This is a genomic window from Dictyobacter kobayashii (assembly GCF_003967555.1).
GTDB lineage: Bacteria > Chloroflexota > Ktedonobacteria > Ktedonobacterales > Ktedonobacteraceae > Dictyobacter > Dictyobacter kobayashii.
Window position 1 is genome coordinate 286,645 of the sequence record NZ_BIFS01000001.1, and the last position, 25,389, is coordinate 312,033.

The 25,389-nt window shown below is 49.9% G+C and carries 24 protein-coding genes and 1 riboswitch; of the genes, 16 read left to right on the top strand and 8 right to left on the bottom strand.

The features are described from left to right. Nucleotides 1–187: 187 nt before the first annotated feature. Together argB and argC are read right to left on the bottom strand one after the other, a co-directional pair. Nucleotides 188–1,057: an acetylglutamate kinase gene (argB, locus tag EL645_RS01230; RefSeq protein WP_126548362.1), complete on the bottom strand. Its 870-nt coding sequence runs from the start codon at nucleotides 1,055–1,057 to the stop codon at nucleotides 188–190. Nucleotides 1,058–1,112: 55 nt separating this feature from the next. Then, nucleotides 1,113–2,201, bottom strand: coding sequence for an N-acetyl-gamma-glutamyl-phosphate reductase (gene argC / locus EL645_RS01235; protein ID WP_126548363.1), 1,089 nt, complete (start codon nucleotides 2,199–2,201; stop codon nucleotides 1,113–1,115). A gap of 1,012 nt (nucleotides 2,202–3,213) precedes the next feature. On the opposite strand from argC, the gene EL645_RS42200 reads away from it, so the two are divergent. From EL645_RS42200 to EL645_RS01265, 6 genes are all read left to right on the top strand, one after another. Next, on the top strand, nucleotides 3,214–4,143 hold the full coding sequence (locus EL645_RS42200; RefSeq protein WP_126548364.1) for a cation diffusion facilitator family transporter: 930 nt from the start codon (nucleotides 3,214–3,216) through the stop codon (nucleotides 4,141–4,143). Between the two features lie 35 nt (nucleotides 4,144–4,178). Next, nucleotides 4,179–4,538, top strand: coding sequence for a cation transporter dimerization domain-containing protein (locus EL645_RS42205; protein WP_161977019.1), 360 nt, complete (start codon nucleotides 4,179–4,181; stop codon nucleotides 4,536–4,538). A gap of 17 nt (nucleotides 4,539–4,555) precedes the next feature. Further along, nucleotides 4,556–4,696, top strand: a complete 141-nt coding sequence (locus EL645_RS46300) for a cation transporter dimerization domain-containing protein (RefSeq protein ID WP_246035497.1) — start codon at nucleotides 4,556–4,558, stop codon at nucleotides 4,694–4,696. Nucleotides 4,697–5,169: 473 nt separating this feature from the next. After that, on the top strand, nucleotides 5,170–7,014 hold the full coding sequence (locus EL645_RS01255) for a serine/threonine-protein kinase (RefSeq protein ID WP_126548366.1): 1,845 nt from the start codon (nucleotides 5,170–5,172) through the stop codon (nucleotides 7,012–7,014). Then, the gene (locus EL645_RS01260) at nucleotides 6,996–7,415 is read left to right on the top strand and encodes a LamG-like jellyroll fold domain-containing protein (RefSeq protein ID WP_126548367.1); all 420 of its coding nucleotides are present in this window, start codon (nucleotides 6,996–6,998) and stop codon (nucleotides 7,413–7,415) included. Before EL645_RS01255 ends, EL645_RS01260 begins: the two co-directional genes overlap by 19 nt. A gap of 156 nt (nucleotides 7,416–7,571) precedes the next feature. Next, complete coding sequence (locus EL645_RS01265; RefSeq protein WP_126548368.1) at nucleotides 7,572–8,504, top strand: CPBP family intramembrane glutamic endopeptidase; 933 nt, start codon at nucleotides 7,572–7,574, stop codon at nucleotides 8,502–8,504. A 77-nt stretch (nucleotides 8,505–8,581) separates the two neighbouring features. On the opposite strand, the gene EL645_RS01270 is transcribed toward EL645_RS01265, so the two are convergent. The 4 genes from EL645_RS01270 to EL645_RS01285 form a co-directional block, all read right to left on the bottom strand. Continuing rightward, complete coding sequence (locus EL645_RS01270; RefSeq protein ID WP_126548369.1) at nucleotides 8,582–9,511, bottom strand: ABC transporter substrate-binding protein; 930 nt, start codon at nucleotides 9,509–9,511, stop codon at nucleotides 8,582–8,584. 197 nt (nucleotides 9,512–9,708) lie between these two features. Further along, nucleotides 9,709–10,572, bottom strand: a complete 864-nt coding sequence (locus EL645_RS01275; RefSeq protein ID WP_161977020.1) for an ABC transporter permease — start codon at nucleotides 10,570–10,572, stop codon at nucleotides 9,709–9,711. A gap of 195 nt (nucleotides 10,573–10,767) precedes the next feature. Further along, nucleotides 10,768–10,930, bottom strand: a riboswitch (FMN riboswitch). A gap of 53 nt (nucleotides 10,931–10,983) precedes the next feature. Continuing rightward, on the bottom strand, nucleotides 10,984–11,715 hold the full coding sequence (locus EL645_RS01280) for a PIG-L deacetylase family protein (protein WP_126548371.1): 732 nt from the start codon (nucleotides 11,713–11,715) through the stop codon (nucleotides 10,984–10,986). Nucleotides 11,716–11,895: 180 nt separating this feature from the next. Beyond that, nucleotides 11,896–12,258 (bottom strand): DoxX family membrane protein, encoded by a 363-nt coding sequence (locus EL645_RS01285; protein WP_126548372.1) that lies wholly within the window; start codon nucleotides 12,256–12,258, stop codon nucleotides 11,896–11,898. A gap of 310 nt (nucleotides 12,259–12,568) precedes the next feature. Between EL645_RS01285 and cofE the strand changes: the two genes are divergently transcribed. From cofE to cofC, 4 genes are all read left to right on the top strand, one after another. Then, on the top strand, nucleotides 12,569–13,336 hold the full coding sequence (gene cofE, locus EL645_RS01290) for a coenzyme F420-0:L-glutamate ligase (RefSeq protein ID WP_126548373.1): 768 nt from the start codon (nucleotides 12,569–12,571) through the stop codon (nucleotides 13,334–13,336). Between the two features lie 21 nt (nucleotides 13,337–13,357). Continuing rightward, nucleotides 13,358–14,038 carry a nitroreductase family protein gene (locus EL645_RS01295; RefSeq protein WP_126548374.1) on the top strand — a complete coding sequence of 227 codons (681 nt, stop codon included), beginning with the start codon at nucleotides 13,358–13,360 and terminating at the stop codon, nucleotides 14,036–14,038. An 11-nt stretch (nucleotides 14,039–14,049) separates the two neighbouring features. Then, nucleotides 14,050–14,982, top strand: a complete 933-nt coding sequence (cofD, locus tag EL645_RS01300) for a 2-phospho-L-lactate transferase (RefSeq protein WP_126548375.1) — start codon at nucleotides 14,050–14,052, stop codon at nucleotides 14,980–14,982. 165 nt (nucleotides 14,983–15,147) lie between these two features. Next, nucleotides 15,148–15,792, top strand: a complete 645-nt coding sequence (gene cofC, locus EL645_RS01305; protein WP_246035241.1) for a 2-phospho-L-lactate guanylyltransferase — start codon at nucleotides 15,148–15,150, stop codon at nucleotides 15,790–15,792. Nucleotides 15,793–15,862: 70 nt separating this feature from the next. Here cofC and EL645_RS01310 read toward each other — a convergent pair whose 3' ends face one another. After that, nucleotides 15,863–16,678 (bottom strand): phytanoyl-CoA dioxygenase family protein, encoded by an 816-nt coding sequence (locus EL645_RS01310; protein WP_126548376.1) that lies wholly within the window; start codon nucleotides 16,676–16,678, stop codon nucleotides 15,863–15,865. Between the two features lie 155 nt (nucleotides 16,679–16,833). Here EL645_RS01310 and EL645_RS01315 point away from each other — a divergent pair, with 155 nt between their 5' ends. From EL645_RS01315 to EL645_RS01330, 4 genes are all read left to right on the top strand, one after another. Continuing rightward, the gene (locus EL645_RS01315) at nucleotides 16,834–17,718 is read left to right on the top strand and encodes a helix-turn-helix domain-containing protein (RefSeq protein WP_126548377.1); all 885 of its coding nucleotides are present in this window, start codon (nucleotides 16,834–16,836) and stop codon (nucleotides 17,716–17,718) included. A gap of 520 nt (nucleotides 17,719–18,238) precedes the next feature. Beyond that, entirely contained in the window at nucleotides 18,239–19,672 is a 1,434-nt protein-coding gene (glnA, locus tag EL645_RS01320; RefSeq protein ID WP_126548378.1) for a type I glutamate--ammonia ligase, read from the top strand. A gap of 269 nt (nucleotides 19,673–19,941) precedes the next feature. Further along, the gene (gene moaA / locus EL645_RS01325) at nucleotides 19,942–20,937 is read left to right on the top strand and encodes a GTP 3',8-cyclase MoaA (protein ID WP_126548379.1); all 996 of its coding nucleotides are present in this window, start codon (nucleotides 19,942–19,944) and stop codon (nucleotides 20,935–20,937) included. Nucleotides 20,938–21,182: 245 nt separating this feature from the next. Further along, nucleotides 21,183–21,413 carry a helix-turn-helix domain-containing protein gene (locus EL645_RS01330; RefSeq protein WP_126548380.1) on the top strand — a complete coding sequence of 77 codons (231 nt, stop codon included), beginning with the start codon at nucleotides 21,183–21,185 and terminating at the stop codon, nucleotides 21,411–21,413. A 108-nt stretch (nucleotides 21,414–21,521) separates the two neighbouring features. Here the strand turns inward: EL645_RS01330 and EL645_RS40190 are convergent, their stop codons facing one another. Next, complete coding sequence (locus EL645_RS40190) at nucleotides 21,522–22,058, bottom strand: GNAT family N-acetyltransferase (protein ID WP_174845285.1); 537 nt, start codon at nucleotides 22,056–22,058, stop codon at nucleotides 21,522–21,524. A 292-nt stretch (nucleotides 22,059–22,350) separates the two neighbouring features. On the opposite strand from EL645_RS40190, the gene EL645_RS01340 reads away from it, so the two are divergent. Next, the gene (locus EL645_RS01340; RefSeq protein WP_126548381.1) at nucleotides 22,351–23,511 is read left to right on the top strand and encodes an aminotransferase class V-fold PLP-dependent enzyme; all 1,161 of its coding nucleotides are present in this window, start codon (nucleotides 22,351–22,353) and stop codon (nucleotides 23,509–23,511) included. A 525-nt stretch (nucleotides 23,512–24,036) separates the two neighbouring features. After that, the gene (gene egtB, locus EL645_RS01345) at nucleotides 24,037–25,335 is read left to right on the top strand and encodes an ergothioneine biosynthesis protein EgtB (protein ID WP_218031658.1); all 1,299 of its coding nucleotides are present in this window, start codon (nucleotides 24,037–24,039) and stop codon (nucleotides 25,333–25,335) included. Nucleotides 25,336–25,389 lie beyond the last annotated feature (54 nt).

The following is a 25,389-nucleotide window of genomic DNA, read 5'->3' on the forward strand; positions in this document are numbered from 1 at the left end:
TGGCAAGCAGCGGTGAGCTCCGCACATCATCTCTTCTCTTTTTCAATAATGTCTGATAATTGCTTTTAAAGATAGTGTATCATTCCACCGCATGCTTCGGCGATAAACCAGTTCACAAAACGCGCAAGAAAAAGGGGACACCACCACAATATGCTGGCTGTCCCCTTCGACGATAGACGCACAAAGTTTAGCGAATAATCATGGTGCCGGCGCCTTTATCGGTGAACAATTCACGCAATAGAACGTGTGAATCGCGGCCGTCCACGATATGCACCCGTGGTACCGCCACCAATGCATCCAGACAGGCGGTAACTTTAGGGATCATGCCGCCGTTGATCACGCCTTCATCGATCAGTTGCTTGGCCTCGGACTCACGTAGTTCGGAGATCAAGCTACCATCAGCGCGACAGATGCCAGCGACATTGCTCAAGAAAATTAATTTCTCGGCATTCAATGCCCCGGCCATATGGGCCGCCACCAGGTCCGCGTTAATATTTAAGCAGGTGCCATCGGGACCCTCGCCTAACGGTGCCACTATCGGTATATACCCTTCCTTTAGCAGGGCCTCCACCGGCGTCGGATCAACGGCATCCACCTCACCAACAAAACCCAGGCGCTCATCCGCCATGTGCGCCCGCACCATCCCCCCATCTGTCCCACATAGGCCGATGGCTTTTCCGTTCATTTGTGAAGCCATCAAGACCAGCCCCTGGTTTACCTGCCCCAGCAAAACCATGCGTACCACATTTAGGGTTGCCGCATCGGTCACGCGTAAACCATTCACAAAACGTGTTGGCAAATCCAGTTTCGTAAGCCATTCATTGATATAGGGACCGCCGCCATGGACCAATACAGGATATGCCCCCAGGGCACGTAGCCAGATGATATCCTGCAAGACTGCACGCTGATGTTCTAATGTGCTTCCACCCAGCTTAATGACCAGGGTCTTGCCCTTCAGAAAGTCAATATAAGGCAGTGCCTCGCCCAATACCTGGGCAATAAGGTGATGGTCGCTGATAACATCGCCCTCCGGTGTGCGTGAAAATGAGATTGCCATGAGCTGTACTCCTCAGAATGGATAATTCCAGAAAATCTCTATTCAAACAATTTTTTTATGGATGTACACCGAGCGAGGACAAACCTGTTGTCTCTGGCAATCCATAGAGTAAGTTTGCATTTTGTAGCGCCTGACCCGAGGCTCCCTTGACCAGATTATCCAGGCAGGAAACGACAATCAGGCGCCTGGCTCGTTGATCAACAATCGGGTAAATAAAGCAATGATTGCTTCCATAGGTCCATTTGGTATGGGGAGGTTGGTCTACCACATGCACAAATGGTTCATTGGCATAATAGTGTTCATAGAGTGAGCGGATTTCAGCCGTTGTCGGCAGCTTACCATTCCCGTCTGACTTGAGATCTGCATAACAGGTTGCCAGGATACCCCTCGTCATTGGCATTAAATGCGGAACAAAGGTAATACGTAGGTCACCTTCAAAGGGATGACCATGGGCCGCGGCAACTGCCGTCAGCTCTTGCGCGATCTCTGGCATATGCCGGTGCCCGGATAATCCGTAGGCACTGACATCTTCATCGGCCTCTGGGAAATGGTATGTTGGACTCGGGTTCCGTCCTCCGCCACTAATACCAGTTTTTGAATCAATAATAATATCAGGATTTATAATGCCCGCGGCAAAGGCTGGACTCAAGCCTAAAATCGAGGTTGTGGTGTGACAACCAGGATTGGCTACCAGCGTGGCATTTGGAATCTGGTCGCGGTAGGTTTCACACAAACCATATACAGCGGACTCCAGTAATGCCGGGGCGGGATGTGTATGTTTATACCATTCTTCATATGTTGCCACATCGCGCAGGCGGAAGTCGGCTGAGAGATCTACCACTTTCGTTCCGCGCTCTAACAATTTGACAACAGCTTCAGCGGCGGCGGCATGAGGTAAGCAGACAAAGGCCAGGTCAGTCTGGGCTGGTTCCTCAGTAATTACGAGCGCTGGATCTATTGCTGGTCGCCGGCCTTCCAGAGCGGGTACGCCTGCGCGCAGGTAGGGGAACACCTCTTCCAGGCGCTTCCCTACAGTACTACGCCCGGTTACAGAGGTCACAACAAAATCGGGATGCTGCGCCAGTAAACGCAATAGTTCCGATCCTGTATAGCTTGTTACATTCACAATAGAAACAGTCGTCATGGCCGTCCACCTCACAAAAAATTTTACCAATAAAAAAAGCCTTCATCCCTCTACTTCATTCTGCAAGGGACGAAAGCCATTATTGCTCCCGTGGTACCACCCAGATTGTCTTCCACGTTTACCCGAGAAGTTGCCTGAACAACAACTACTCTCCTCGTACCACGCTGTAGCGAGGGTGGAAAGACCACTCTTTCTAGCTATTGTGCTGCCTGGGAGCCACCCATCTGCCCTACTTGCCCTGGCGGTATGTTCTTTTTTCATAGCTCTCCTCACTGCCTCTATTTAGTAAAAAGGCGCCAGAGAGAAAAAAGAGACACATATGGCGATTCTTACATCGCAACCAGGACTTTCTTCGGCCAGCCGCTCACAAAGGGGTTCTGAGTGGGTATACCGTTCCGAACTCTCACCAAATGTCGGATCTCTGTTGGCCCCAACCTCATACTAGGTTTGATCAACACGGGTCAGTCTTCATTTATTAGAATTGTTATTAAAAGGATAACAGCAGAACGTGTCTCTGTCAATTAGTATTTTTTATGGTACTAGCATAATCATATGGCAAAAATAACTATATCCTTTTGCCCTTAACAGAGACAGGAGGATATAGTTATTTTTGCTAGAATGTGTCTTATTTTCATTATCATGGGAAGTGTACCACTCTTGCACGGACGTACGCATGCGCATATTCTTGAGCGCCTTTGGCGCTCAGAAAGCCGTTTCTATGTTGGTGCAACAGGGGTGCGGATGCACCCCTGTTGCACCAACATAGAAAACCAGCGCGGCCGCGCATGCGGACGCCCGTGTGGGAGCGCTCGCGCGTCCCGATAAGATGAGAGTCTGGCACTCTCTATGTAATGGCGGCACGACAGCGGTAAAAGAAGAAAATCTTTAGAAAATGAATTCATTCTTGCCGTGGGTCTCTACATCGAGTAAAATAAGTTGGATATGCCTTTGGAAGAGTGTCCAAAAGCTGAATGTTGCTGAGAGTTTTCTATAGAGGAGGCGGTTCGGACGCATGTCACTTTCTAAGAGTGCCCAGCGCGAGAAAACTGTGGCTGCACTATCGTCTGTGCTGGCGGCGGTGGGTTTAACAGGCTTGAAAATACTGGTGGCGACTCTAACAGGGAGTCTGGGTATTATGGCGGAGGCTGCCCATTCGGGTCTGGATCTGGTTGCGGCGTTGATGACGTTTTTTGCGGTACGCGTGGCGGATCGGCCTGCCGATGCCAATCATAACTATGGGCATGGGAAGGTTGAGAACCTTTCAGCATTTTTAGAGTCGCTGCTGCTGCTGGGTACGGCGAGCTGGGTGATTATCGAAGCGGTCCGCCGTTTGCTCTACCATGAGGGACATGTGGATGTCAGTGTCTGGGCATTTCTGGTCATGCTGATTTCGATTGTGGTCGATGTGACACGTTCCAAAGTACTACTGCGCGTAGCAAAAAAACTGGGGAGTCAGGCGTTGGAAGCGGATGCTTTGCACTTCAGCACGGATATCTGGAGCTCTGCGGTGGTAATCTTTGGTTTGCTGGTGGTCTATCTGACTAATCTGTTCCACTGGCCAGCCTGGCTGGGGCAAGCAGATGCTATTGCGGCCTTCGGTGTCTCGGGCATTGTAATCTGGGTCAGTCTACGACTGGCTCGCGAGACGATTGATGCCTTGCTGGATCATTCGCCAGGTGCACTCGCAACCCAGATCAAGCAACGCATAACACAGCTAGAGGATGTGGTAGAGGTGCGCCGAGTACGCGTCCGCCGCGCGGGCAATAAGTGTTTTGCTGATGTAATTATCTCTGCCCCACGCATGCTGACCTTTGAGCAGATCCACCACCTGAGTGACCTTGTCGAGCGCGAAACAATCTCTGAAGCCCATGCCTTCTCCGAGCCTGGCGATATCGATGTGGTAGTCCACGTTGAACCGGTCGCGTCTCCCGAGAAACGGTAACTGACCAGATCCATTACCTGGCTGAGCGTCAGGGGGTGCATGCCCATGACATCCATGTGCGTGAGGTAGCGGGCAAACTGGAAGCGGATTTTGATGTTGAAGTGCACGCCGATATGGATCTTGAACAGGCTCATGAGATCGCCACTCTACTGGAACAGGCTCTGCTGCAAAACAATAAGCAACTGCGCCGTGTAACCACCCATCTGGAAGCCCCCGAGGAAAAAATTGTGCAGCGGCTGGATGTCACAGAACATTATCCTGAAATGACGGAAAAGATGTGCCGCATCGCCGATGGTATTGCTGGAGTTGGCAGCGCCCATGATATCCACCTCTATCGCCCAAACAAATTAATCGCGGAAGTAGGGGTCATGGTACAAAAGGGGCACCCGAATTAGATCTTGTTTTACATGCCATTTTTGATGCCCATGCTCCACTCAGCCAGGTTCATGTTGACGCCGAAAAGATCAAACGCGCGCTGCGTCGCTCTTACCCGAACCTCAATACGGTCGTTATACATACAGAACCCCCTGAACAATCAACAAGTCGCGGCTAGCGATCTCGTTCGGCCTCTTACGCAATTCCGTGTATCTGTGCTCCTTAACCAATTTCCCAGCCCATCTATGCTAACGCAACGGTTGACGTACACGAAACGTCTATTATAATGAATAAGAAATGTTAAAGGATCACCAGCTCTGTTTTCTCGGGGCGTTTTGTACATCCCGTTTTTTCCCATTCACGGAAAGCAAACAGGGTCAAAAAGACTTGCGCAAAATTACTTCCTTTCTTCTCTGGCTGACAGGTCAGGGGAAAATGTGTTAACGTATATAAATGGCAAAAGTTATGACTACCGAAAAAATAGGAGCCATTAAGGAAATCATTTGCCACTATTCTGTCCACAATGAAGAGAGCCGCAAACGGACTTGCTAACGAGTTGGACTGGATATCCAGGAATGATCCTTAATTAGAAATATTTCTTATGCAAACTACCAACCAGTTGATATATTTCATTGAGAGGAAAACACGAGCGTGGTAACTGATAGCAACGAGTTACTAGGGCAAGCGCTCGGAACATGTACACTCCAACGTCTCCTCGGACGCGGTGGTATGGGTGCAGTGTATCTGGCGCGACAATCACGTCCACGGCGGATCGTAGCCGTTAAAGTACTTTTACCTGGCCTTGTCCTTGAGCAGCGGTCACGCCATGAGTTTCTGGCCCGTTTTCGCCGCGAGGCGGATGCCATTGCGGCTCTGGATCATGTCAACATTATGCCAGTGTATGAATATGGTGAGCAGGGCGATCTCGCGTACCTGGTGATGCCCTATGTAACAGGAGGGACGCTGCGCGAGGTGCTTGAGAAGCGCGGTATTCTGTCGCTGGAAGAGGTTGTGCCGATCATCGAGCAAGCAGCAGCCGGATTGGATTGTGCACATGCGCAGAGTATTGTGCACCGAGATTTAAAGCCAGGCAATATCCTTTTTCATGCCGATGGCCGTGTCCTGTTGGCAGACTTCGGTCTGGCCAAGGTGCTGAAGGATGTGACCGATCAAGAAAATACTAATGGCCATCTTACCAGCATCGGGACCATCGTAGGCACTCCCGAGTATCTTTCTCCTGAACAGGGCACTGGCGATATGATTGATTATCGCACCGATGTCTATTCTTTGGGGGTGGTCCTTTATCAAATGTTAGCGGGCCGGGTTCCCTTTACTGGCACCTCTCCGGTGGCAGTGGCTATCAAGCATACCCTTGAGATGGCCCCTCCTATTACGCGCTTTAATCCACAGGTGCCCAAAAATGTGGAGGCGGTGGTAATGAAGGCCATGGCAAAGTCCCCAAAAGAGCGTTTTAGTAGTGCTGGCACCTTCGCGCAGGCCTTACGCCAGGCAGTAGCCGAAGCCCTGGGCGATCGTTTTCCGAGCGTCGCTCCCCCGGCCCTGGGTGAGCACATTACTCCTGTGCTCTTACCACCACTTTCACAGGAGAACATAACTGAAACGCCAGCAGAACCGCAGACAGAAGATGATGCGATGCCTACTGCCCTCTCTACATCTGATGAAGAAGCGGCTGATTCAGCACCCTCTATGTCCACGATGCTCATGGACACGGATGAGACCAAACAGTCAGAGGATAATAATACACCACGGCTCTCTGAGAGGACCCAGAATCGCTTGCAGGCTATGCCTACTGTCATTACTGAAATGGATGCGACGATCGCTGACCAGGCCCGACCAGAACCTCTGGCAGTGCCATTGGCCCATGTTCCGGTAGAACATTCGCCTATACGTTCTGCTATATCTGCCATCCCTGCGCAGTTTTCTTCGCCATATCCAGACACCGAAACACCAGCCAGACAACCAGAAGCTTTCAACGAGCAAGCTACCCAATGGCAAGCTGAGCGTGTCACGCGCCAACCGCAGATCCAGGTTTATCCAGAGATGCAACAACATGATCGCTATCAACGCCAGCCTGGCTCTAAAACACCACGCTTCCTGGCCCTGGGTGGGGCGGCCCTGGCCGTCATCATAGTCATCGTTGGGGTGGTGGCTTTACTGAGCAATCAACATGGAAAATCAACTTCATCCTCGCAGCCGGCCACCAATCTATCCTCGGCGACTTCTACAGGAACCGCCGTCATCACGAGCACGCCCGCGCCCGGTAAGCCAACACAGACAGCGAATAAGCTCAACCCCAGTTATGCCTTGCCCGCTGCGCTGGCTCCTGGAGCAGGAAACCTTATCTATGGCACCAATTATCCCGGCACCTGTGATCCCAAAGGCGGCAAATGGCAGGACAATAATATACAGGCCGTCTGCGGACCAGACCAGTTGAGGCTTTCAAATTCCGGGCGGCGGTGGCTGGCACATTCCTGACCCAGCTCCCTAATGGACAGACCTTACCCGATAGCTACTATATCCAGGCGCAAGTAAAGCTAAATTCTCCAAATAGTCAGTTTGGCTTCTACTACCACAGTAAGCCTGATGGCTACTACACCATCATGTTCAACAGTAATACGTGGACCGCCAATTATACTGATAAAAATGGCACCCAGACTTCGCTGACGTCAATACCACTACATGGTACCCAGTTAGATGGGACCGTCACGGTAGATATCGTTATACAGGGAAGCAACTTTATCTACTACGTCAATGGCGTTCAGCAGGGGACAGCCAACGGAGCCTTTGGCGACAGTAATAGTGGTGGCAATATCGGCCTCGCCGTTGGTCCTAACTCCGATGTCTCATTCAAAAACTTTGCCATCTACACCGCCTGACCCCACAATCACTATACCAACCAGGGCCTGATCAACATCTTATCTGTTGATCAGGCCCTGGTTTTTTGCTTTTTCCGATTGAATTCAACCTGCTTTTCACATATAATAATAGATGTAATTTAGCATATTAATATATAATTAGGAGCAATATATTATATGGAAGGAACCCAACCATCCCCGCTACCATCCAGACACAAAATAATACAAGCTTATCAAGATAGTTTGTGGTCAGCAGCTAAAAGTCCAGCCAGCTGGCTTTTTTTATTGCTCTGGCTTACTGCCACCATCTACATCGCTATCTTTACCAATATAGGGATCATTCCTTATCTGGAGCTTGCGGCCTATATGGTCATCATTAGCCTGTTGACGATCGCACTAACCCCCGAGAGCAATATCCTTCCATCGCTGCCAACGCGCTGCTCGCAGCGCCAGCTCTGGCTACAACTGGCGGTCCTGCTAATAATCATTCTCCTGACCGGCTATCGAGGTATGATCCTGCAACCTGGCGTACCAACCAGCTGGCAGCTACCTGTAATCTATCCCATTCTGGCACTACTTCACCATCTACCCAATGGCCTGGCCAATCCTTTGCTCTACTTTGTGCTGCCCGTATGCTGCTTGCTACCATTGGGCGCAAGCTGGAAAGAGCTGGGGTTCGAGCCAGGTTATCGTTCCTGGCTGGTCACACTGCTATGGAACTTCCTTCCACTAATCCTGCTCATTATTGGCCTGCTAGGAGGAGCATTTACATTCTTAGCTCTCATTGTCAATGTGATACAGAACGCACTCCTGAATGGTTTCTTTGAGGAGTTTTTGATGCGTGGCGCATTGATGACACGCCTGAATTATTTATTCGGCACGACCTGGAGTATCGTGCTCTCCTCATTGATCTTTGGATTCTGGCATATCGGGGTCCAGATGGTTAGCTTCGATAACAATTTCTGGCTCGGTCTGGCTACTACCATTCTGGGGCAAGCAACCATAGGTTTAGGGCTGGCCGTCATCTTACAGCGTACACGCAACTTGCTGGCTTCATCGATTTTTCATGTCGTTCTCGATACAGCATCTTCCTTGAAGGTGATACCCTAGTGATAGTTCATATAAAGTTGCGCGCCCACTCCAGCTTTGTGTGGAGCGGGCGCGCAACTTTATGAAAAAGGCCAGATTTAATTGTTGGTATAGAGCTGCGACAGATTATCGACTGGGGAGATCATTTTCTCTGCGACCAGTAATTTCGCGGTCGATTCCCAGGTTGCTTGATCATTGTAGCCCAGCTTGCCATTACCCTGGTAGATGGGAATAGTAGCTTTAAGTACTTCTAGTGCCTGGTCTGCATTCATACCAGGGACATAACTTTTACTGAGATCCACCGCATTCTGTGGATCAGCGATCACATCCTTCAGTCCCTTGATGGTCGCGTCTACAAATGCATGCACGGTCTGAGACTGATTGGTATAGGTATCCTTCGTAGTAATGATACCATTGGAAACCAGGGGGAAATAATCAGAGACAGCAAAGGTACGTACGTTAAAGCCGTTGCGCTCCAGTTGTAAAGGCTCGTTATTAGAGTAACCAACCACAGCATCAACTTTATGTGAGAGCATGGCGGAAACCTGGTTAAAGCCAATTGATTCGATCTTGACATCCGACTCGGTCAATTTACCAGCCTGTAAGAGGGCCAGTAGTCCAGTGTGCGTCGCACCATAGGGTCCTGGCTCACCGATGGTGTGACCCTTCAGGTCGGACAGGCTTTGAATTGAGGAGTCTTTGGGCACAATGATGCTTACAGGATATCTCTGAAAAATCGTTGAAACATCAATCGCCTGTAAGCTTTTATCTTTATCATGGGCCACCAACAGCTCATCACCACTGGCAAATACAAAATTATTCTTGCCCGCAGCCATGGTGCCAATCAAATCGGTGACGATACCATGATTGAAAGTCACATTTAAGCCCGCATCCTTATAATAACCCTTACTCTGGGCAACATAGAAGGGGGCAAATTGGATATCGGGATTATATCCCAGGCCAATCGAAATACTCTTCAGGGTTTTGCCTGCCTCCATTGGAGGAATCGGTACTATTATTTGTTGCACCCGCGCCGCCGCAGGCTGCCAATAATACAGTACAAAGCAGAGCGAGAGACAAAAGTTTCCAGGTCACAGTTAATCGACGATATACTGACATCGAAGTGGTTTCTGCCTTTCAGTTCGTTTTAAGGTGATAAATCACAGTCCAAATAAAGTAACAATATACGGTGGGGCTATCATTCCCCACCGCAATTATGAATGTTCTAATAGACCACTTCTGCCAGCTTTACAAGTAGCCAGGTCGCGCTATAGTAGAGGGCGGCCAGACATGCCAGGATGATGACAGTAGCAAACATAAAGGCCATGTTGTATTGGTGCAGCGCCATCTGAATCAAAGCACCCAGACCGCGATCGGGGCTACAGAAGAACTCTCCGACCAGCGCGCCAGTGATAGAGAGTGTGAGGCCGGTGCGCACGGCTGCCAGGACAGCGGGTAGGGCTAGCGGGAACTCGATATGCGCCAGCAAAGAGAGACCGGAGGCTCCTTCTAACCGGGCGGCATCTAATAATTCACGCTCAATGGTCTGGACACCAAACACAGTGTTGATAACCATCGGAAAGAGCACTATCAACATACAGATGATCATTACTGGCAGCGATCCGATCCCAAACCAGAGAAACAGGAAAGGGGCCAGGACGATTGACGGGATCGCCTGTCCAGCCGATAGATACGGCTGCAACATATTAGCCAGGAAGCGTGATTTGGCGACTCCATAACCCAGTGGCAGCGCTATGATTACACCCAGCAAAAAGCCTAGCAGGCTCTCTTGCACGGTGATAAGAATATGCTCCCAGTACAAGCCAGAGGTTAATCCATCAACCAGGCTGGCAAACACATCATTTGGAGGAGGTAGGATAAAAGCATTGATGCGCCCGGTTGCTGTGGCCACATACCAGGCCAGCAAGATCAACGCACCTAATACAAAGGGTGGTAAAAGATTCCAGATCGTGTTAAATTTTTTCCAGGCCGACCTTGCATTCTTCCTACTCGATGTGGAAGATCCTGCATGGCGATTTTTGCGCACATCCAATTGCGCGCCATCAGTTCTTGAGGTTGTGGCACTCATAAGAATTGACATCCCTCGGTTCTTAGCTAATACTGGCGTCAACTCACGGTAAAAACAAAAGAGTGTGACGACAATTCAACTAACCCAGGGGGGAATATAAGGGAGATGTGATTAAACCATCTTGAGGTGTGGATATATGAAAACACCCCGCTCGCCACTGGCACACATACGTGCACGCATGACGATGGTTCACATTATAACCTTCTCCCATCCGGACTATACCGTCGGCTTCGGCTTCTCACCGAATCTGTCCAGCATTAATTAAGAAGCAATCAATGGCAGACTCGCGGGCTCAACCCAGCTTTATACGCTGTGCCATACCGCCGGTAGGGAATTTCACCCTGCCCCGAAGGTCTTATTTGTAGTTATTATGCCATATGCAAGTCTAAATATGCAAGTGCTTACGCTCTACTAACGGTTTTCGACGCGATGAAATTCTTCGGCGTAAGCATAGCCGTACTTCTGGCCCGTCTGCGCATTGAGTTCGCGTAGGAATTTTTCGAGCTCGGCGAAACCTTCTCCAACCTGGCTGGCATGCGCCCGTAGTGCGGCAAGTTTAATATCAATAGTTGAAGAAATATCGATACTATGATTCTGAACCGGTGCTCCAGTAATATAAACTTCTGAGACTTTATGTGGCCGTAGTCCTTCGTCCAGCAATTCAGGAAAATCCCAGGGATTTTGGGAGGCGGGATAGACTGCGGCGAGTGCGGCCTCACCCGCTGCCAGGTGATCGGGATGGTAGCGTGGGATGATTAATTCGGGGGTCCAGCTACGCTCTGGTGACTGGCAGATAACTCGTGAAGGACAATAGGTACGCAATTGACGTACAATAGAACGACGCAAATCCAGACCAGGTTGCAAACAACCATCTGGATATCCCAGGAAGATTACGTCCTTGATGCCTAGAATGTTAGCTGCGGCCCGCTGCTCTTCCATCCTTGTCTGACTTACCCGGCGTCGCGCCTCGGCGCTAACGTCGGTCGCCGCATCGGGTCCACCACCACTGGCATCGGTACAGATGACATAATAAACATCCCAGCCCTCACGCGCCCAGAGCGCCGCTGCACCCGCACTATCAAACTCGGCATCATCCGGATGAGCGACTACAACCATCGCTACTTTGTTCTGTTCATCCTGCATTACTAGCTTCTTTCTATCGTTGTCAAACAATCAATCCTCTGCCCACATCACTCACTAATCAAGATAAAAGATATGAGCGCTCCTTGCGCATGCTTCTTCTCTCCTCACACGAAAAACAATCCTTCTACATTCAAACTCGGTGAGGAATGATGCATCTACAAGGAACGCTCATACTATCAGTTAATCATCATTGTTGGCAAGTACTAATAAAAGGCCGCCAATCACCGAGACGTTTTTTAAAAATTGCAGCTGCTGGGCAGATCGAGCAGCTGGCGTCTCTTCTTTCCAGAAGGGATGGCCTACAATTGTGGTGGCCGTTAACGAGCCCAGCAAAGCTGTCGCGGATAACTTCGGCAAGACGCCCGCTGCCAGCGCGGCTCCGGCCACGACCATTATCCCACCATTAGCGATGGTGGCCTGGCGTGGCTGTGGTAAGCCAGCGGCCTCTACCTTCTGCACACGACCACCTGGCTCCGCAAAAGCGCTCGCCCCACCAACAATAAAAATTGAACCCAGCAGTAGCTGCCCCAGAGTCTTAAACATATACTTACTCACAATCATTCATATCAAAAGGGACATTTCAATGTAAATACATTATATTCCCTATCAGACTGAACAGGTGCGCTTGCCTGCTCTACCTGTATAGCGTAGCCCCTATAGCAACAGTTTCATTCTCTGCTCCATTCCTACTTCCAGCGTGCCGTCCTCTTTCTTCACAGCACTAAAAAAACAGAGGGGAGCTTTTTTTGATGCTATATTTCCTTGCCTCGCCATCGCTCTATCCGTGATGGCCGGCATTTGTTGCTTGGCAGGACCTCTTCAGAAGGGATATAATGTTTTCACGAGGAGGCCTATGAGCACAGAATTACGTATTATACCGATTACTGGTATTGGTGAGATCGACCCGGGCGTTGACCTGGGAGTTCTCATATATAAAGCATTACAGCAACAGCAGTTAACGTTAGAGGCTGGCGATGTACTGGTGGTGACGCAAAAAATTGTTTCAAAAGCTGAGGGGCGTCTGGTCAATCTGGAAACGATTGAGCCATCAGAGTTTGCGAAAGCCTTTGCGGAACGCAATGAGAAAGATGCACGCCATGTGGAGGTAGTGCTGCGCGAGAGTAAGCGTATCGCACGTATGGATCGTGGCGTGATGATTAGCGAGACTTATCACGGTTTTATCTGTGCCAACGCGGGCGTGGATGAGTCAAACGTCGAGGGGGGCGAGTTCCTGACATTGTTGCCAGTGGATTCAGATGTGTCGGCCCGCCAGATTCGGAGCCGTTTACAGGAATTACAGGGCGTAGAACAGCCGCTGGATGTGGCGGTGATTGTTTCTGATACCTGGGGACGTGCCTGGCGCAATGGCCAGGTGAATATGGCTATTGGCGTTGCCGGCATGGAGGCCATGGCCGATTATCGAGGTCAGCACGATGCGTATGGCTATGAGATGCGCGCCAGTATGATCGCGGTCGCCGATGAGCTAGCCTCCGCCGCTGAACTGGTCATGGGCAAAGTTGATCGGGTCCCGGTTGCACTGATCCGTGGCTATCACTATATTCCGGCAACCGGAACTGTGCATACGTTGACACGTGATAGTGCCACGGATATGTTCCGCTAGTCAAACAGGCCAAAATATTTCATGAAAGAAACCAATAGAACCGATGAGGGTGTGAGCGCATCACACGAGGATCGGCCCGCGACAGCACTTGAGCGGGTCACCGATCTGGCAACCCTAATGCGTAGTCGTCGTAGTGTTCGCCAGTATCAAGACCTTCCCGTGCCACGCGAAATGCTCCTGCAGATGCTTGAAGCCGCTCGCTGGGCTCCATCCCCACATGGACGCCAGCCCTGGCGCTTTGTGGTCCTGACACAGCCCGAACCCAAACTGCAACTGGCGGATGCCATGGGGGCAACCTGGCGTGAGAATCTGGAGATGGATGGACAACCCGCTGAGATTGTCAATATTCGCCTGGAAAAATCATACCAGCGTATCCTTCGTGCGCCAGCTATGATCATTCCTTGCCTCTACCTGGAGGATCTGGATCAATATCCCGATGCCCGGCGACAAGAGGATGAGAAGACGATGGCGGTCCAGAGCATCGGAGCGGCCATTCAGAATATGTTGTTGACCGCTTATGATTTGGGCCTGGATACTGGCTGGATGTGCGCCCCACTGTTCTGTCCAGAAGTCGTTTGCGCGGCCCTCGAACTGGACCCAAGGCTTATCCCACAGGCGTTGATTACCGTCGGCTATGCGGCGGCCGATCCCAAACGACGCCCACGCCTGCCTTTAGATAGTTTAATAGTTCGCTTTGATTGAGGTAATGTAGTATGATTGTTGTTCTAGCCGGTGGCGTTGGTGCTGCACGTTTCCTACAGGGCCTGGTGCAAGTAGTGCCGCAAGAAGAGATTACGGTCATTACAAATACTGGCGATGATCGCGTCTTTTATGGATTGAACGTCTCGCCAGATACAGATATTGTGATGTATACTCTGGCCGGGATTGTCGATGAGAAAAATGGCTGGGGTATTCGCGATGATACCTTCCATACGATGCGGCAATTGACCAGCTATGGTCACGAGGATTGGTTCGCGCTGGGCGATCGCGACCTGGCAACCCATATCCATCGCACGGCCCGCCTGCGTGAGGGCAAGACGCTGAGCGAGATCGCCGATGAGTTGCGCCAGCACTTTGACTTAAAACTGCGCATCTTGCCGATGAGCGATCAACCAATTGCTACCCATATCCAGACACCGGCAGGACTTTTTCATTTTGAGGAATACATGGTCCAGCGTCGGTGTTCTGATGAAGTGCAGGATGTTGTTTTTGTGGGGGCTAAAGATGCGAAGCCAGCGCCTGGTGTGTTGGAAGCACTTAAAACTGCGGATGCAATTCTGCTGGCGCCTAGTAATCCCATTGTCAGTATTGGCAGTATTTTGTCGGTGCCCGGCATCCATGATGTCCTGCACGAGGCTAGCGGCATGATTGTCGCGGTCAGCCCAATCGTTGGTGGCGCTCCCATTAAGGGGCCGGCCGATAAGCTGATGCGCGGTCTGCATATGGATGTCTCCGCCGTTGGTGTGGCCCGGCACTATCGCGATTTCCTGGATGTCATGGTCATCGATAAACAGGATGCTCACCTGGCAAACGCCATCGAGGATCTCGGCATACCTACTTCTGTCACCAATACTATTATGAGTGACCCGGGAGCCAAAGCCGAACTTGCCCGCCATGTCCTACGCGCGGCCGGGCTAAATTATTAAATTTTCGTGCCAGTAGAATGAACATTGCACAAATGAATGCGTAGTGGGAATGCTGGAGAGTCTCACCACTCTCCATTCCTGCTTTTCTGCGACTAGCACGGACGGATGCCTCGCGGAATGGCGAACGCACTCACATTAATCTGGTAAAAAATACAGGAAAAGCTTGTGAAATATACAGCACTTGTCCCGGTTAAATCGCTTGAAGCGGCCAAGAGCCGCCTCGCTGCCCACTTAACATCCGGACAGCGCGCCAATCTGATGCTGGATATGCTCCATCATGTCTTGCAAACGCTCCAGGCAAGTCAGGCCTTCGACCATATCTCGGTCGTTAGCGCTGATGCGCGTGTGCTGCAACAAGCACGGAGTTGGGGTGCGCAGGCCCTGGCAGAAACACAAGCTGGCCATAATCCCGCCCTAACCGCTGCTGCTACCCATGAGCTTTTACACGGTGCCAGGGCCCTCTTAACAATATCAGCTGACCTGCCTCTACTGCAGGTGGCCGATATCCGTCAGGTCGTCGAAAAATCCAGGTACCATGATGTTGTCATCGCCACCTCACAGGATGGTTCGGGTACCAATGCGCTGCTGACACGCCCTCCGCTGGTACTTCCCTACAGATTTGGTGTCAATAGCCGCTATCACCACCAGAATGAAGCCAGGCAGCGACAACTCAGTTGCACCGTTCATCAGCCTTGGCCTCTCTCTGGACATCGACACTATCGAGGACATCTCAGCTGTCGAACGCTACGACATGTCCACATTTACCACCTGCGGCCGCCTGGTCCCCTGACCCCCATAATTTTCATTTAAAAATCAGCAATGAACCAAAAGCAACAATCCATTATTATTGTTGCTTTTTCGGGCAAGAAGAAAATAAGCGCTAGTGCGGACCAGACATGCCAAATTCGGTACCACACGGTCCTCCATCGGTGTTTTCGGCGATGGTCACTTCTTCGCCATTCATGGTCAGGATGGGGCGATACCAGAGCGACATACGCTCGGAGGAGCGACCAATGTAGTGACAGATAAATGAGCGGCGATAGCGGTCCCGGCTGGTGTTGGGCTGAGAGCCATGTACCAGGCTGCCGTTAAAAAACAACACATCCCCTGGCTCCATATCAACTGGCACTGCCTCCAAACCAGCGGGAATGGGCACATAATCTTTGGTGAAAGAGACGGCTTGATCGGCCTCTTCAGGGCAGTAGATACCCATATTCTGCGTGCCTGGCACGACTTCCAGGCCACCATTCTCTCGATCTACTCGATCCAGGGCGATCCAGGCAGCGATACAGGTTCCTGGTTCGACGCGCAAAAAGAAGTTATCCTGGTGCAGAGCCTGCCCACGTCCACCCGCAGGCTTAAAGTAGAGCATACTCTGGGCAGCCAATGGCTCTTCACCGAAGAGATCTTCTAGAATGTTTCCCAGGCGCGGATCTAACAGGTAGCGCAAAGCCAGTTCGTTAAAACGATGTGGATGCATAATGCGTGGATATTGCTTGAGTATGTCTCCATTTGCCTTCTCGGCTGAAACTGGCTCGAAGTAGCCGGGTATAGGTCCCTGCTCGTGCATGTGCATAAAGTTGTTGATCAGGGCCTGGACTTCCGTAGGCGCGAGTAAGCCTCGCAAGACCAGATAACCATCCTGCTGAAAAGTCTGTATCTGGTCAGGTGCTAGATGTTCCATCGTCGTTGACATGTGTAACGGCTCCTATCCTCTTGTCGTAACACTATAACACATCAATTCTTTACGTTTAGAAATAGACCTTACAATATCTCTTTGCCTTTACTGTACTTAAAACAGACACAAAAAAGAATGGACAAGGTGGTCAGGAACATGTACAATCCTGCTATATGACGATGATAGAAACGGCATCACCACCACCCGCAAGTCTGATTACAGGCTACTTTAAAGAGCACGATGACTATGCGGTCTACCGCCCACGGGGCTCAGGAAGCTGGTTAATTACCTATACATTGGATGGGCTGGGATTGTACCGTCAGCCGGGCTTGCAATTAGAGGCTCGACCAGGCGATCTTATCTTGCTACAACCCGATGCGGTCCACGATTATTCGGTTCCAACCAACGGCTACTGGGAGTTCCTATGGGCCCATTTTCAACCCAGGGTGAGCTGGCTCTCCTGGTGGCAATTTCCAGTGTATGGGCGAGGACTTTTTTATGTCTCCCTGGCATCTGCTCCTATGCGCGAACGCTTACGCAGCACGTTCTTCAAACTGCACACAGATGCCAGTGATCCCTCAACTAGCCTGCCAGCAACCTTCCATACGGGCAGCACACCTGTAGTTACAACGCCGATTGCTATGCTACAACGAGAGTTAACACTCAATGGGCTGGAAGAGATCTTATTGCTGGCTACGCGCGAATCCACCCGGCAGGACAGACATAAACTGGATCCACGCATTCAGTCATTGCTGCAATTAATGGCAGAGGATCTTAAAACCCATTATGATCTTGAGACGCTGGCGAAAATCGTTTCCCTCTCACCCTCACGGCTGTCTCATCTCTTTAAACAGGAGACTGGCAATTCCTTGATCAATGTCTTAATTGCGTTGCGACTCGATAAGGCCATCCGCCTGCTTGAGTTTAGCAACGATACGATTGCAGCTATTGCTGAAGATGTGGGCTTTAGCAGCCCCTTCTACTTTAGTCGGCAATTTCACCAGCGTTTCGGTCAGAGTCCCAGCAAGTATCGCCAGGCCCTCGAACGTCGCTCCTAAAATGCCATGGTTTTAATACAAACCGTACATGATGATGTGTATGGTTTGCACAAAAGCAAGCAGGCATGAAGCGGTGTAATGAGCAGCTATAATCCATATAGCATCTACCATCCGCTATGTTTACCTGTCATACACAATGCTTTTTATACTCCTAGCATCCTTTTTATAACAATAAAAATCTAAATAATCTACTTTTATGTCTAGTCTGCACATCGGTTTGATCAAATACAGATCCCTCTGGCAAGGTCAACATTGTAAATCCTGACGGGAAGCTGAACATTATCCAGCACAAATTGTGCATTATGCACAATCCAGAGCCTGTAAGTTTCGGATAAACTGACTGTAGTATACTCCTCTATAACCGTCATATTATAAAGGCAGGCACGAACATTCTCGTGGGAGACGAGATTTACCAATTTTAATACTACATGTATTAATCGCTTACGGCACTACCGGGCAATGCATGCCATCACTTCCTGCAATGATGCGAGGATACCATGTTAAGAGGAGAAATAGACAGATGACCCCAGAGGAAGTCTTAAAGCTAGCAAAAGAAAACGGAGTCAAAATTGTTGACTTCAAATTTTCTGATCTACCAGGTACCTGGCAGCATTTCAGTGTGCCCGTGCATGTATTGTCAGAAGATTTATTTTCAGAAGGCTTACCATTTGATGGTTCCAGCGTACGTGGCTTCCAGACCATCAATGAGAGTGACATGCTGGTGATTCCTGATGCAGAAACTGCATTCCTGGACCCATTCACCAATGTTCCTACTCTAAGCCTCACATGTGATATCGCTCATCCAGGTGCAGCCGGTAGTCAGAAGCCCTATAGCCGCGATCCTCGCTACATTGCCCGCAAGGCCGAAGAGTATCTGCGCAGCACAGGCATCGCAGACACAGCCTTCTTCGGTCCAGAAGCCGAATTCTACATTTTCGATAATGTCCGTTACGCTTCTGGTGATAATATCCAGTATGCAGAAGTCGATTCGGATGAGGCCCACTGGAATAGTAAGGGCCGCGACGATGCTCGCAATCTGGGGCACCTGATGAACGTTAAAGGTGGCTATTTCCCTGTTGCTCCTAGCGATACCTATCAGGATCTGCGTTCAGAGATGGTGCTGAACCTGGAAGCTCTGGGTATCTCGGTTGAAGCCCACCACCACGAAGTTGGTGCTGCTGGACAGTGTGAAATTGACTACAAATTTGGTACCCTGCTCAATACTGCGGACAAGCTTTTGCTCTTCAAATATGTAATTAAAAATACTGCCCGCAAGTATGGTAAGTCGGTTACCTTCATGCCAAAGCCAATCTATGGTGACAATGGCTCCGGTATGCACACCCACCAGAGTCTGTGGAAAGGCGGCAAGCCTCTCTTCTATGAAGAGGGTGGTTATGCTAACCTGTCACAATTGGCTCGCTACTACATTGGCGGCGTCTTGACCCACGCTCCTTCGATCCTGGCCATTGCTGCATCTTCTACGAACAGCTATAAGCGCCTGGTTCCTGGTTTCGAAGCACCGGTCAATCTAGTCTTCTCACAGGGTAACCGTAGTGCGGCAATCCGTATTCCACGGACCGAGAGCCCGAAAGCGACCCGCGTGGAGTTCCGCCCGCCAGACCCAACCGCCAACCCATACCTGCTCTTCTCCGCTCTGCTCATGGCTGGCCTGGATGGTATTCGCAATGAGATCGACCCCAGCCAGTATGGCTATGGTCCAGTCGATAAAGACCTGTACAGCATGACCAAAGCAGAATTAAGCGAGATTAGCTCGGTCCCAGGTTCTCTTGATGAGTCCCTTAAGGCACTCGAAAATGACCATGCCTTCTTGCTTGAGGGTGGCGTCTTCACATCAGATGTATTAGAAAAGTACGTTGACCTCAAACGTGAGCAAGCCGATCAGGTCCGCCTGCGCCCTGCTCCCATTGAATTCTCCATGTACTACGACGCCTAAGCATATACGCGCAAGAAGGTCCCGGCTACCCACATGTAGCCCGGGGCCTTCTTGTATTTCTATTTCATGATCTGTATTGTTGCTCAAAATATGACCTGCTTTGCCAGCTAACACACATCATAATTAATATGAGTACTATACGCACCAAAATCCTTAATAGTTTGCGCACTTCCGCGTCATAAAAATAGGCACCCAACACACGTCGACAAACGTGCTATAGTATGACATAACAGCAAGTTTGTTAGAGTTACACATAGAGGGGCACGGATATGGAATTACTTGTAGATAGTTATGGACGACGTATCAAAAGTATGCGGATCTCAATTACCGATAAGTGTAATTTTCGCTGCACTTATTGTATGCCTGCGGAAGGACTCCCCTGGCTTAAGAAAGATGAAATCCTTTCATACGAAGAAATTGTGCGCATCGCTCGCGTTTCGGTCGCGATGGGCATTGAGCAGATTCGCTTGACCGGCGGAGAACCCCTGGTGAGACGCGATGTACCAGATCTCGTGCATCAGTTAGGGCAGATTGAGGGCTTGCGCAGCCTGAGCCTGACCACTAATGGCATCCTATTGAAACACCAGGCGAAAGCTCTGGCTGAAGCTGGTCTGACACGCATTAATGTCAGTCTGGATTCACTGCTGCGCGAGAAGTTTGCCAGGTTGACGCGCCGCGATCAATTAGAGCATGTATTAGAAGGACTGGCCGAACTGGAAAAATATCCTTCTATACGTCCTATTAAGATTAATGCCGTGGCTATGCGTGGCTATACCGAGGAGGAAGTACTCTCCTTTGCTCGCTTTGCTCGCGATAAAGCTTATGTGGTGCGTTGGATTGAATTCATGCCGCTAGATGCCGATCAGATCTGGCGCAAAGAAGATATCCTGTCCGGGGCGGAAATCAAACAAATTATCGAGTCTGAATATGGTCCCTTGCAACAAATTACCTCTGGCGATCCTTCAGAAACCGCACGCCGCTATACATTTAGTGATGGTATCGGGGAAGTAGGCTTCATTAATCCTGTCAGTGAACCTTTCTGCTCCACCTGTGATCGTATTCGAATTACAGCAGATGGGCAATTACGCACCTGCCTGTTTGGAACTGAGGAGACAGACCTGCGCGCCATTGTACGCGCCCACACGGACGATGAGCTACTCATCCAGACAATCCGCCAGGCAGTGTTGAATAAAGAATTAAAGCATTATATCGGGGATAAAAGATTCCGCCGCACCAATAGGACAATGTCGAGAATTGGGGGATAGTTCAATCAAACGATTGATAGTACACATTCTTTACATATACAAGTGATACTTTTAATTAGTCACTTACCCCATTAATACTGTGTAAATAAATGCAAAAAGAATGTTACAAAAAAGAGGCAGGATCGTCATTATAGTCAAATAGACAAAATATATATTGTCTGACATATTATTTTGTCTTAATGTATTAGCATCGTAGTAAATATTCATTCGGCCTGACTAGAGTAACGGGCCAGAAAGAGGAAATTGTGGCAAACGAGGAAGCGGATCTGTTGACCGTTGGCGAGGTCGCAAAACAACTACGCGTCGATGACACCACTGTTCGCCGGTGGATTAAAAGTGGTGTGCTTGAGGCGATCTCACTCCCCCATAGTGGTATACGCCAGGCTTATCGCATTCGCCGCTCAACATTAGAAGCCCTACTTGCAGCCCCACCATCCCTATCTGATGAAGACAACGTTGGTACAGAAACAGATTAGTCTATTAGCTTCCGAACTGCTAGTTTCCTCCCCCCCACTAGCAGACGGAGGCTTTTCAGGGTCCAGAAATATTGATTTAAATTATATGTATAAGCGTCTTATATAGCTCTACAAATTAGTTCGATATAGTTGCAATCCATCGATAACAAATTGATTCGTTGCCCGTATATCGCATTTCGCTGCCAGGTGAGAGGCTGCACTATCCGCTATTGGAAGCAAGGCCTCAAAATAAACAGGGATACCTTCGGCTTCAGCCTCGAATTCAAAGTCTGAAGCCAGAAGTCGAGCTCGATTTAAGGCACCCACTAGCAAGGAGCGCCCTGCCCCTCTACGCCGATGCTGTGGATGTACCGCTCCCTGGCAGCGCAGATGATAACCATCAGCATCCTGCAGACATTCCAGCAATGTATAGCCAACGATCTCCCCTTCAATACCCTCTAAAGTTCCTCCCTGCCCCCAGGTGAGCAATTCATCATCATCATCAGTCATAACAAAGGCATTCTCCAGGGCATTACGCTCAGGGGCTAATAACCAGTCAGAAAACTCTTGCTCTTCCCTCACGGGTAACTGGTCAGCCAGCGCTGCCGCCTGCTGGATGGTAATTAACGAGGAGAGATCTCCTGTACGAAAATAACGAATACGCATACGCTTGTTAGTCTTTCTAGGCTAAAAATAACAGAGAACTGTATATAGTATAATACTTTGTAACAGCTTCAGGTGTGAAAAGCATTAGTTCAATTCAAAAATCCGTTAGACATAGACAGTATATCTGTTGTAAATAAAAAACAACTCGCTTACACATACAGGTGAACTGTTTTGCCATCAAAAGATGCACAGTCACCAATACATCGGCTATACTATAAGCACATACATTATTTAAATTCTCACAGCTCTGTATGCTTTCTGGTCATATCTATACTAGAGGAGATCATATAATTTGGTTACACTAGCTCATCTCCAGGAGATCCGTAGCGCTCTCCCGGCCACCACCACGCAAATCTATCTCAATACTGGCACATTTGGCCCTTTACCGGCTTGTGTGCCTCAGGCTATTACAGCACGTATCCAGGAAGAGTGGCAACAAGGTCGCCTGGGACCTGCTGGCTTCGGTAGTATCACCACTATCTCCCAGCAGGCCCGCGAACATGCCGCACGCCTGCTCCATTGCCAGACCGAAGAGATTAGCCTGACCGACAATACAGGTGAAGGAATGAACATTGTCAGCTATGGCATTAACTGGCAGGCTGGCGATGAGGTTATCACTACCAACCATGAACATATCAGTGCATTGGCCCCTCTCTATCAAATACGTGACCGCTCGGGCATAGTTGTACGCGTCGCGGACCTCGGTCCACGTGCCAATCAATCTGCGCGTGACGCTATTGAGAAGCTCATTACTCCTCGCACCCGCTTGATATCACTCTCGCATGTTACCTGGACCACAGGAGCCATCCTGGATGTCCAGGAGGTTGCGGCTCTGGGTCGCGCACACAATATTCCTGTCCTTATCGATGGAGCTCAATCCGCAGGTAACATTCCCATCGATGTTACAGCGTTAGGTGTAGATTTCTATGCGATCCCGATGCAGAAGTGGTTGTGTGGACCTGATGGAACCGGTGCGCTCTATGTGCGCCAGGAGTCGTTGCACTATATTCAGTCAACCTATGTGGGCTACAATTCTGCTAAATTCGGCCCCAGTCCAAATTGGGAATTGCATGACCATGCGCAACGTTTCGAGGTCGGCGGTCGCCAGACTGCAGCCATCAGCGGACAAAGCGCCGTCCTGCATTGGTTGGAAACCGTGGTCGGATATGAATGGCTCTTCGCACGTATCAAGGAGCTTAATAACTATGCCTATCAGACACTCAAAGAGATTCCTGATCTGACCATACTTACACCAGAACCCGGGCACAGTGGCATCCTCACCTTTACTATTGCTGATACAGACGAGGTAGAGCTCGTCACTTATCTGCGTGAAATGCATAACATTGCTGTTCGCAGCATTCCAGATAATAAATCTCTGCGTATCTCGACCGGTTTCTTCAATACCGAAAGCGAGATCGATACTTTAGCCCATGCCCTCTTACATCGAAAATAACCTTGCTCAATTGTTGTAAAGCGCCTCTTCAGGGGCGCTTTTTTATTTCATCCTCCATCATCCTGACACATTGCTTTGACAGACCAATCGCTGTCAGGGCTTCTTTATGTTCGTCCATAGATCACAAGCAAGCGATACGAGGTCCATTCTGTCATGTGTGGAGTGTGTGTGATGGGCGACCGCAGCCGCCCATCACACACACTCCACACTCCCAACCCGGCGCCGCAGGCGCCCAAGAGGAACATGGAAAAGCCCTGAATCTCTGCTCCCTAACTTGAGTAAAAAGCTATTCGAGTTTACAATAGGAAGGCCTATGTTAGAAGAATGCAGAGCTCTAGCACAGGTAAACAAGATTGAAAAACCTGAGCAGAAATAGCTAAAAAACCAGCATTAGCATGATCCATACAAGAGAAAGGTGAGCAGGCAACTGGAGAAAGTACTCACGATACCGATTATTAGCCATTGTAGGTTTTGTTCTCGGATAACAGAAGTATAGGTATTGAGATCGCTTCAAGGAGTTGCAGAGTGGCAAAAAATATCCAGGACCCTCCAGTGCTATCACCATCAGCACCCAGACAAGCCTTACTGGAAGCCTACACACGCGTACGTCGTTTTTCGGAGCAGCTATGCGCTCCACTGGTGATAGAAGATTATGTAATTCAATCAATGCCTGACGTGAGTCCAACACGTTGGCATCTAGCTCATACATCCTGGTTCTTTGAGACCTTTGTACTTTTACCACACGTCCCCGCGTATGAATCACCCCATCCACAGTATGCCTACCTGTTTAATTCCTATTACAATTCAGTCGGAGAGCGCCATTGCCGTCCAAAGCGTGGCTTAATCTCGCGGCCCACTGTCCAGGAGACCTATGCCTACCGGCAATATGTGGATGAGCGTATCAGCGACTTTTTGCTGACATGTGATGAAAATGTATTGCAAAAGGTGGCTCCCGTGGTAACCCTGGGTATTCACCATGAGCAACAGCATCAAGAATTAATGGTAACTGATATCAAACACGTTCTCTCCTGCAATCCCTTACACCCGGTTTACCTGGAACAGCCTACCTATCCAGCTCAACCCCCGGCTACACTAGAATGGATCAGCTATCCAGAAGAACTGGCCTGGCTTGGCTATGCTGGCGATGGTTTCTTCTATGATAATGAGGGGCCGCGTCACCGCGAGTTTGTGGATGCCTACCAACTGGGCTCACGCTTGATCACTAACGGCGAGTATCTTCAATTTATTGAGGATGGCGGTTATCAAAATCCACTACTCTGGCTCTCCAGCGGCTGGAATACCGTCCAGGCCGAACAGTGGCAGGCCCCCCTATATTGGGAAAAGCAGGATGGGCGCTGGATGATGATGACCTTGAGCGGGCTACGTGCCGTTGAGCCAGCTGAGCCGGTCTGCCATGTCAGTTTTTATGAGGCCGACGCTTATGCTCGTTGGGCCGATGCACGACTGGCAACCGAGGCAGAATGGGAATTGGCCGCGCGCCTGCTGCCAATCGAAGGCAATTTTGTTGAAAACCAGACCTTCCATCCCGTCCCATTGGCAACGTCAACGACATCGGAGCTGCCGCTGCAGATGTACGGGGATGTATGGGAGTGGACGCAGAGCGCCTATCTACCCTACCGTGGCTATCGACCCGCTCCAGGGGCGTTAGGCGAATACAATGGTAAGTTCATGTGCAACCAGTTCGTCCTGCGTGGTGGCTCCTGCGCAACCTCCATTACCCATATCCGACCCACCTATCGCAATTTCTTTCCACCAGATGCACGCTGGCAATTTATGGGCGTTCGTTTAGCACGAGAGGTGTAACATCGTACAAAGCATACAAGAACAGCTTGAGCGGTATGATTTCGCGCCTAAACA

Coding starts and splice junctions, on each gene's coding strand:
- argB (WP_126548362.1), bottom strand. CDS start 1,057: ATGGCAATCTCATTTTCACGCACACCGGAGGGCGATGTTATCAGCGAC.
- argC (WP_126548363.1), bottom strand. CDS start 2,201: ATGACGACTGTTTCTATTGTGAATGTAACAAGCTATACAGGATCGGAA.
- EL645_RS42200 (WP_126548364.1), top strand. CDS start 3,214: ATGTCACTTTCTAAGAGTGCCCAGCGCGAGAAAACTGTGGCTGCACTA.
- EL645_RS01265 (WP_126548368.1), top strand. CDS start 7,572: ATGGAAGGAACCCAACCATCCCCGCTACCATCCAGACACAAAATAATA.
- EL645_RS01275 (WP_161977020.1), bottom strand. CDS start 10,572: ATGAGTGCCACAACCTCAAGAACTGATGGCGCGCAATTGGATGTGCGC.
- EL645_RS01280 (WP_126548371.1), bottom strand. CDS start 11,715: ATGCAGGATGAACAGAACAAAGTAGCGATGGTTGTAGTCGCTCATCCG.
- EL645_RS01285 (WP_126548372.1), bottom strand. CDS start 12,258: ATGTTTAAGACTCTGGGGCAGCTACTGCTGGGTTCAATTTTTATTGTT.
- cofE (WP_126548373.1), top strand. CDS start 12,569: ATGAGCACAGAATTACGTATTATACCGATTACTGGTATTGGTGAGATC.
- EL645_RS01295 (WP_126548374.1), top strand. CDS start 13,358: ATGAAAGAAACCAATAGAACCGATGAGGGTGTGAGCGCATCACACGAG.
- cofD (WP_126548375.1), top strand. CDS start 14,050: ATGATTGTTGTTCTAGCCGGTGGCGTTGGTGCTGCACGTTTCCTACAG.
- EL645_RS01310 (WP_126548376.1), bottom strand. CDS start 16,678: ATGTCAACGACGATGGAACATCTAGCACCTGACCAGATACAGACTTTT.
- EL645_RS01315 (WP_126548377.1), top strand. CDS start 16,834: ATGACGATGATAGAAACGGCATCACCACCACCCGCAAGTCTGATTACA.
- glnA (WP_126548378.1), top strand. CDS start 18,239: ATGACCCCAGAGGAAGTCTTAAAGCTAGCAAAAGAAAACGGAGTCAAA.
- moaA (WP_126548379.1), top strand. CDS start 19,942: ATGGAATTACTTGTAGATAGTTATGGACGACGTATCAAAAGTATGCGG.
- EL645_RS40190 (WP_174845285.1), bottom strand. CDS start 22,058: ATGCGTATTCGTTATTTTCGTACAGGAGATCTCTCCTCGTTAATTACC.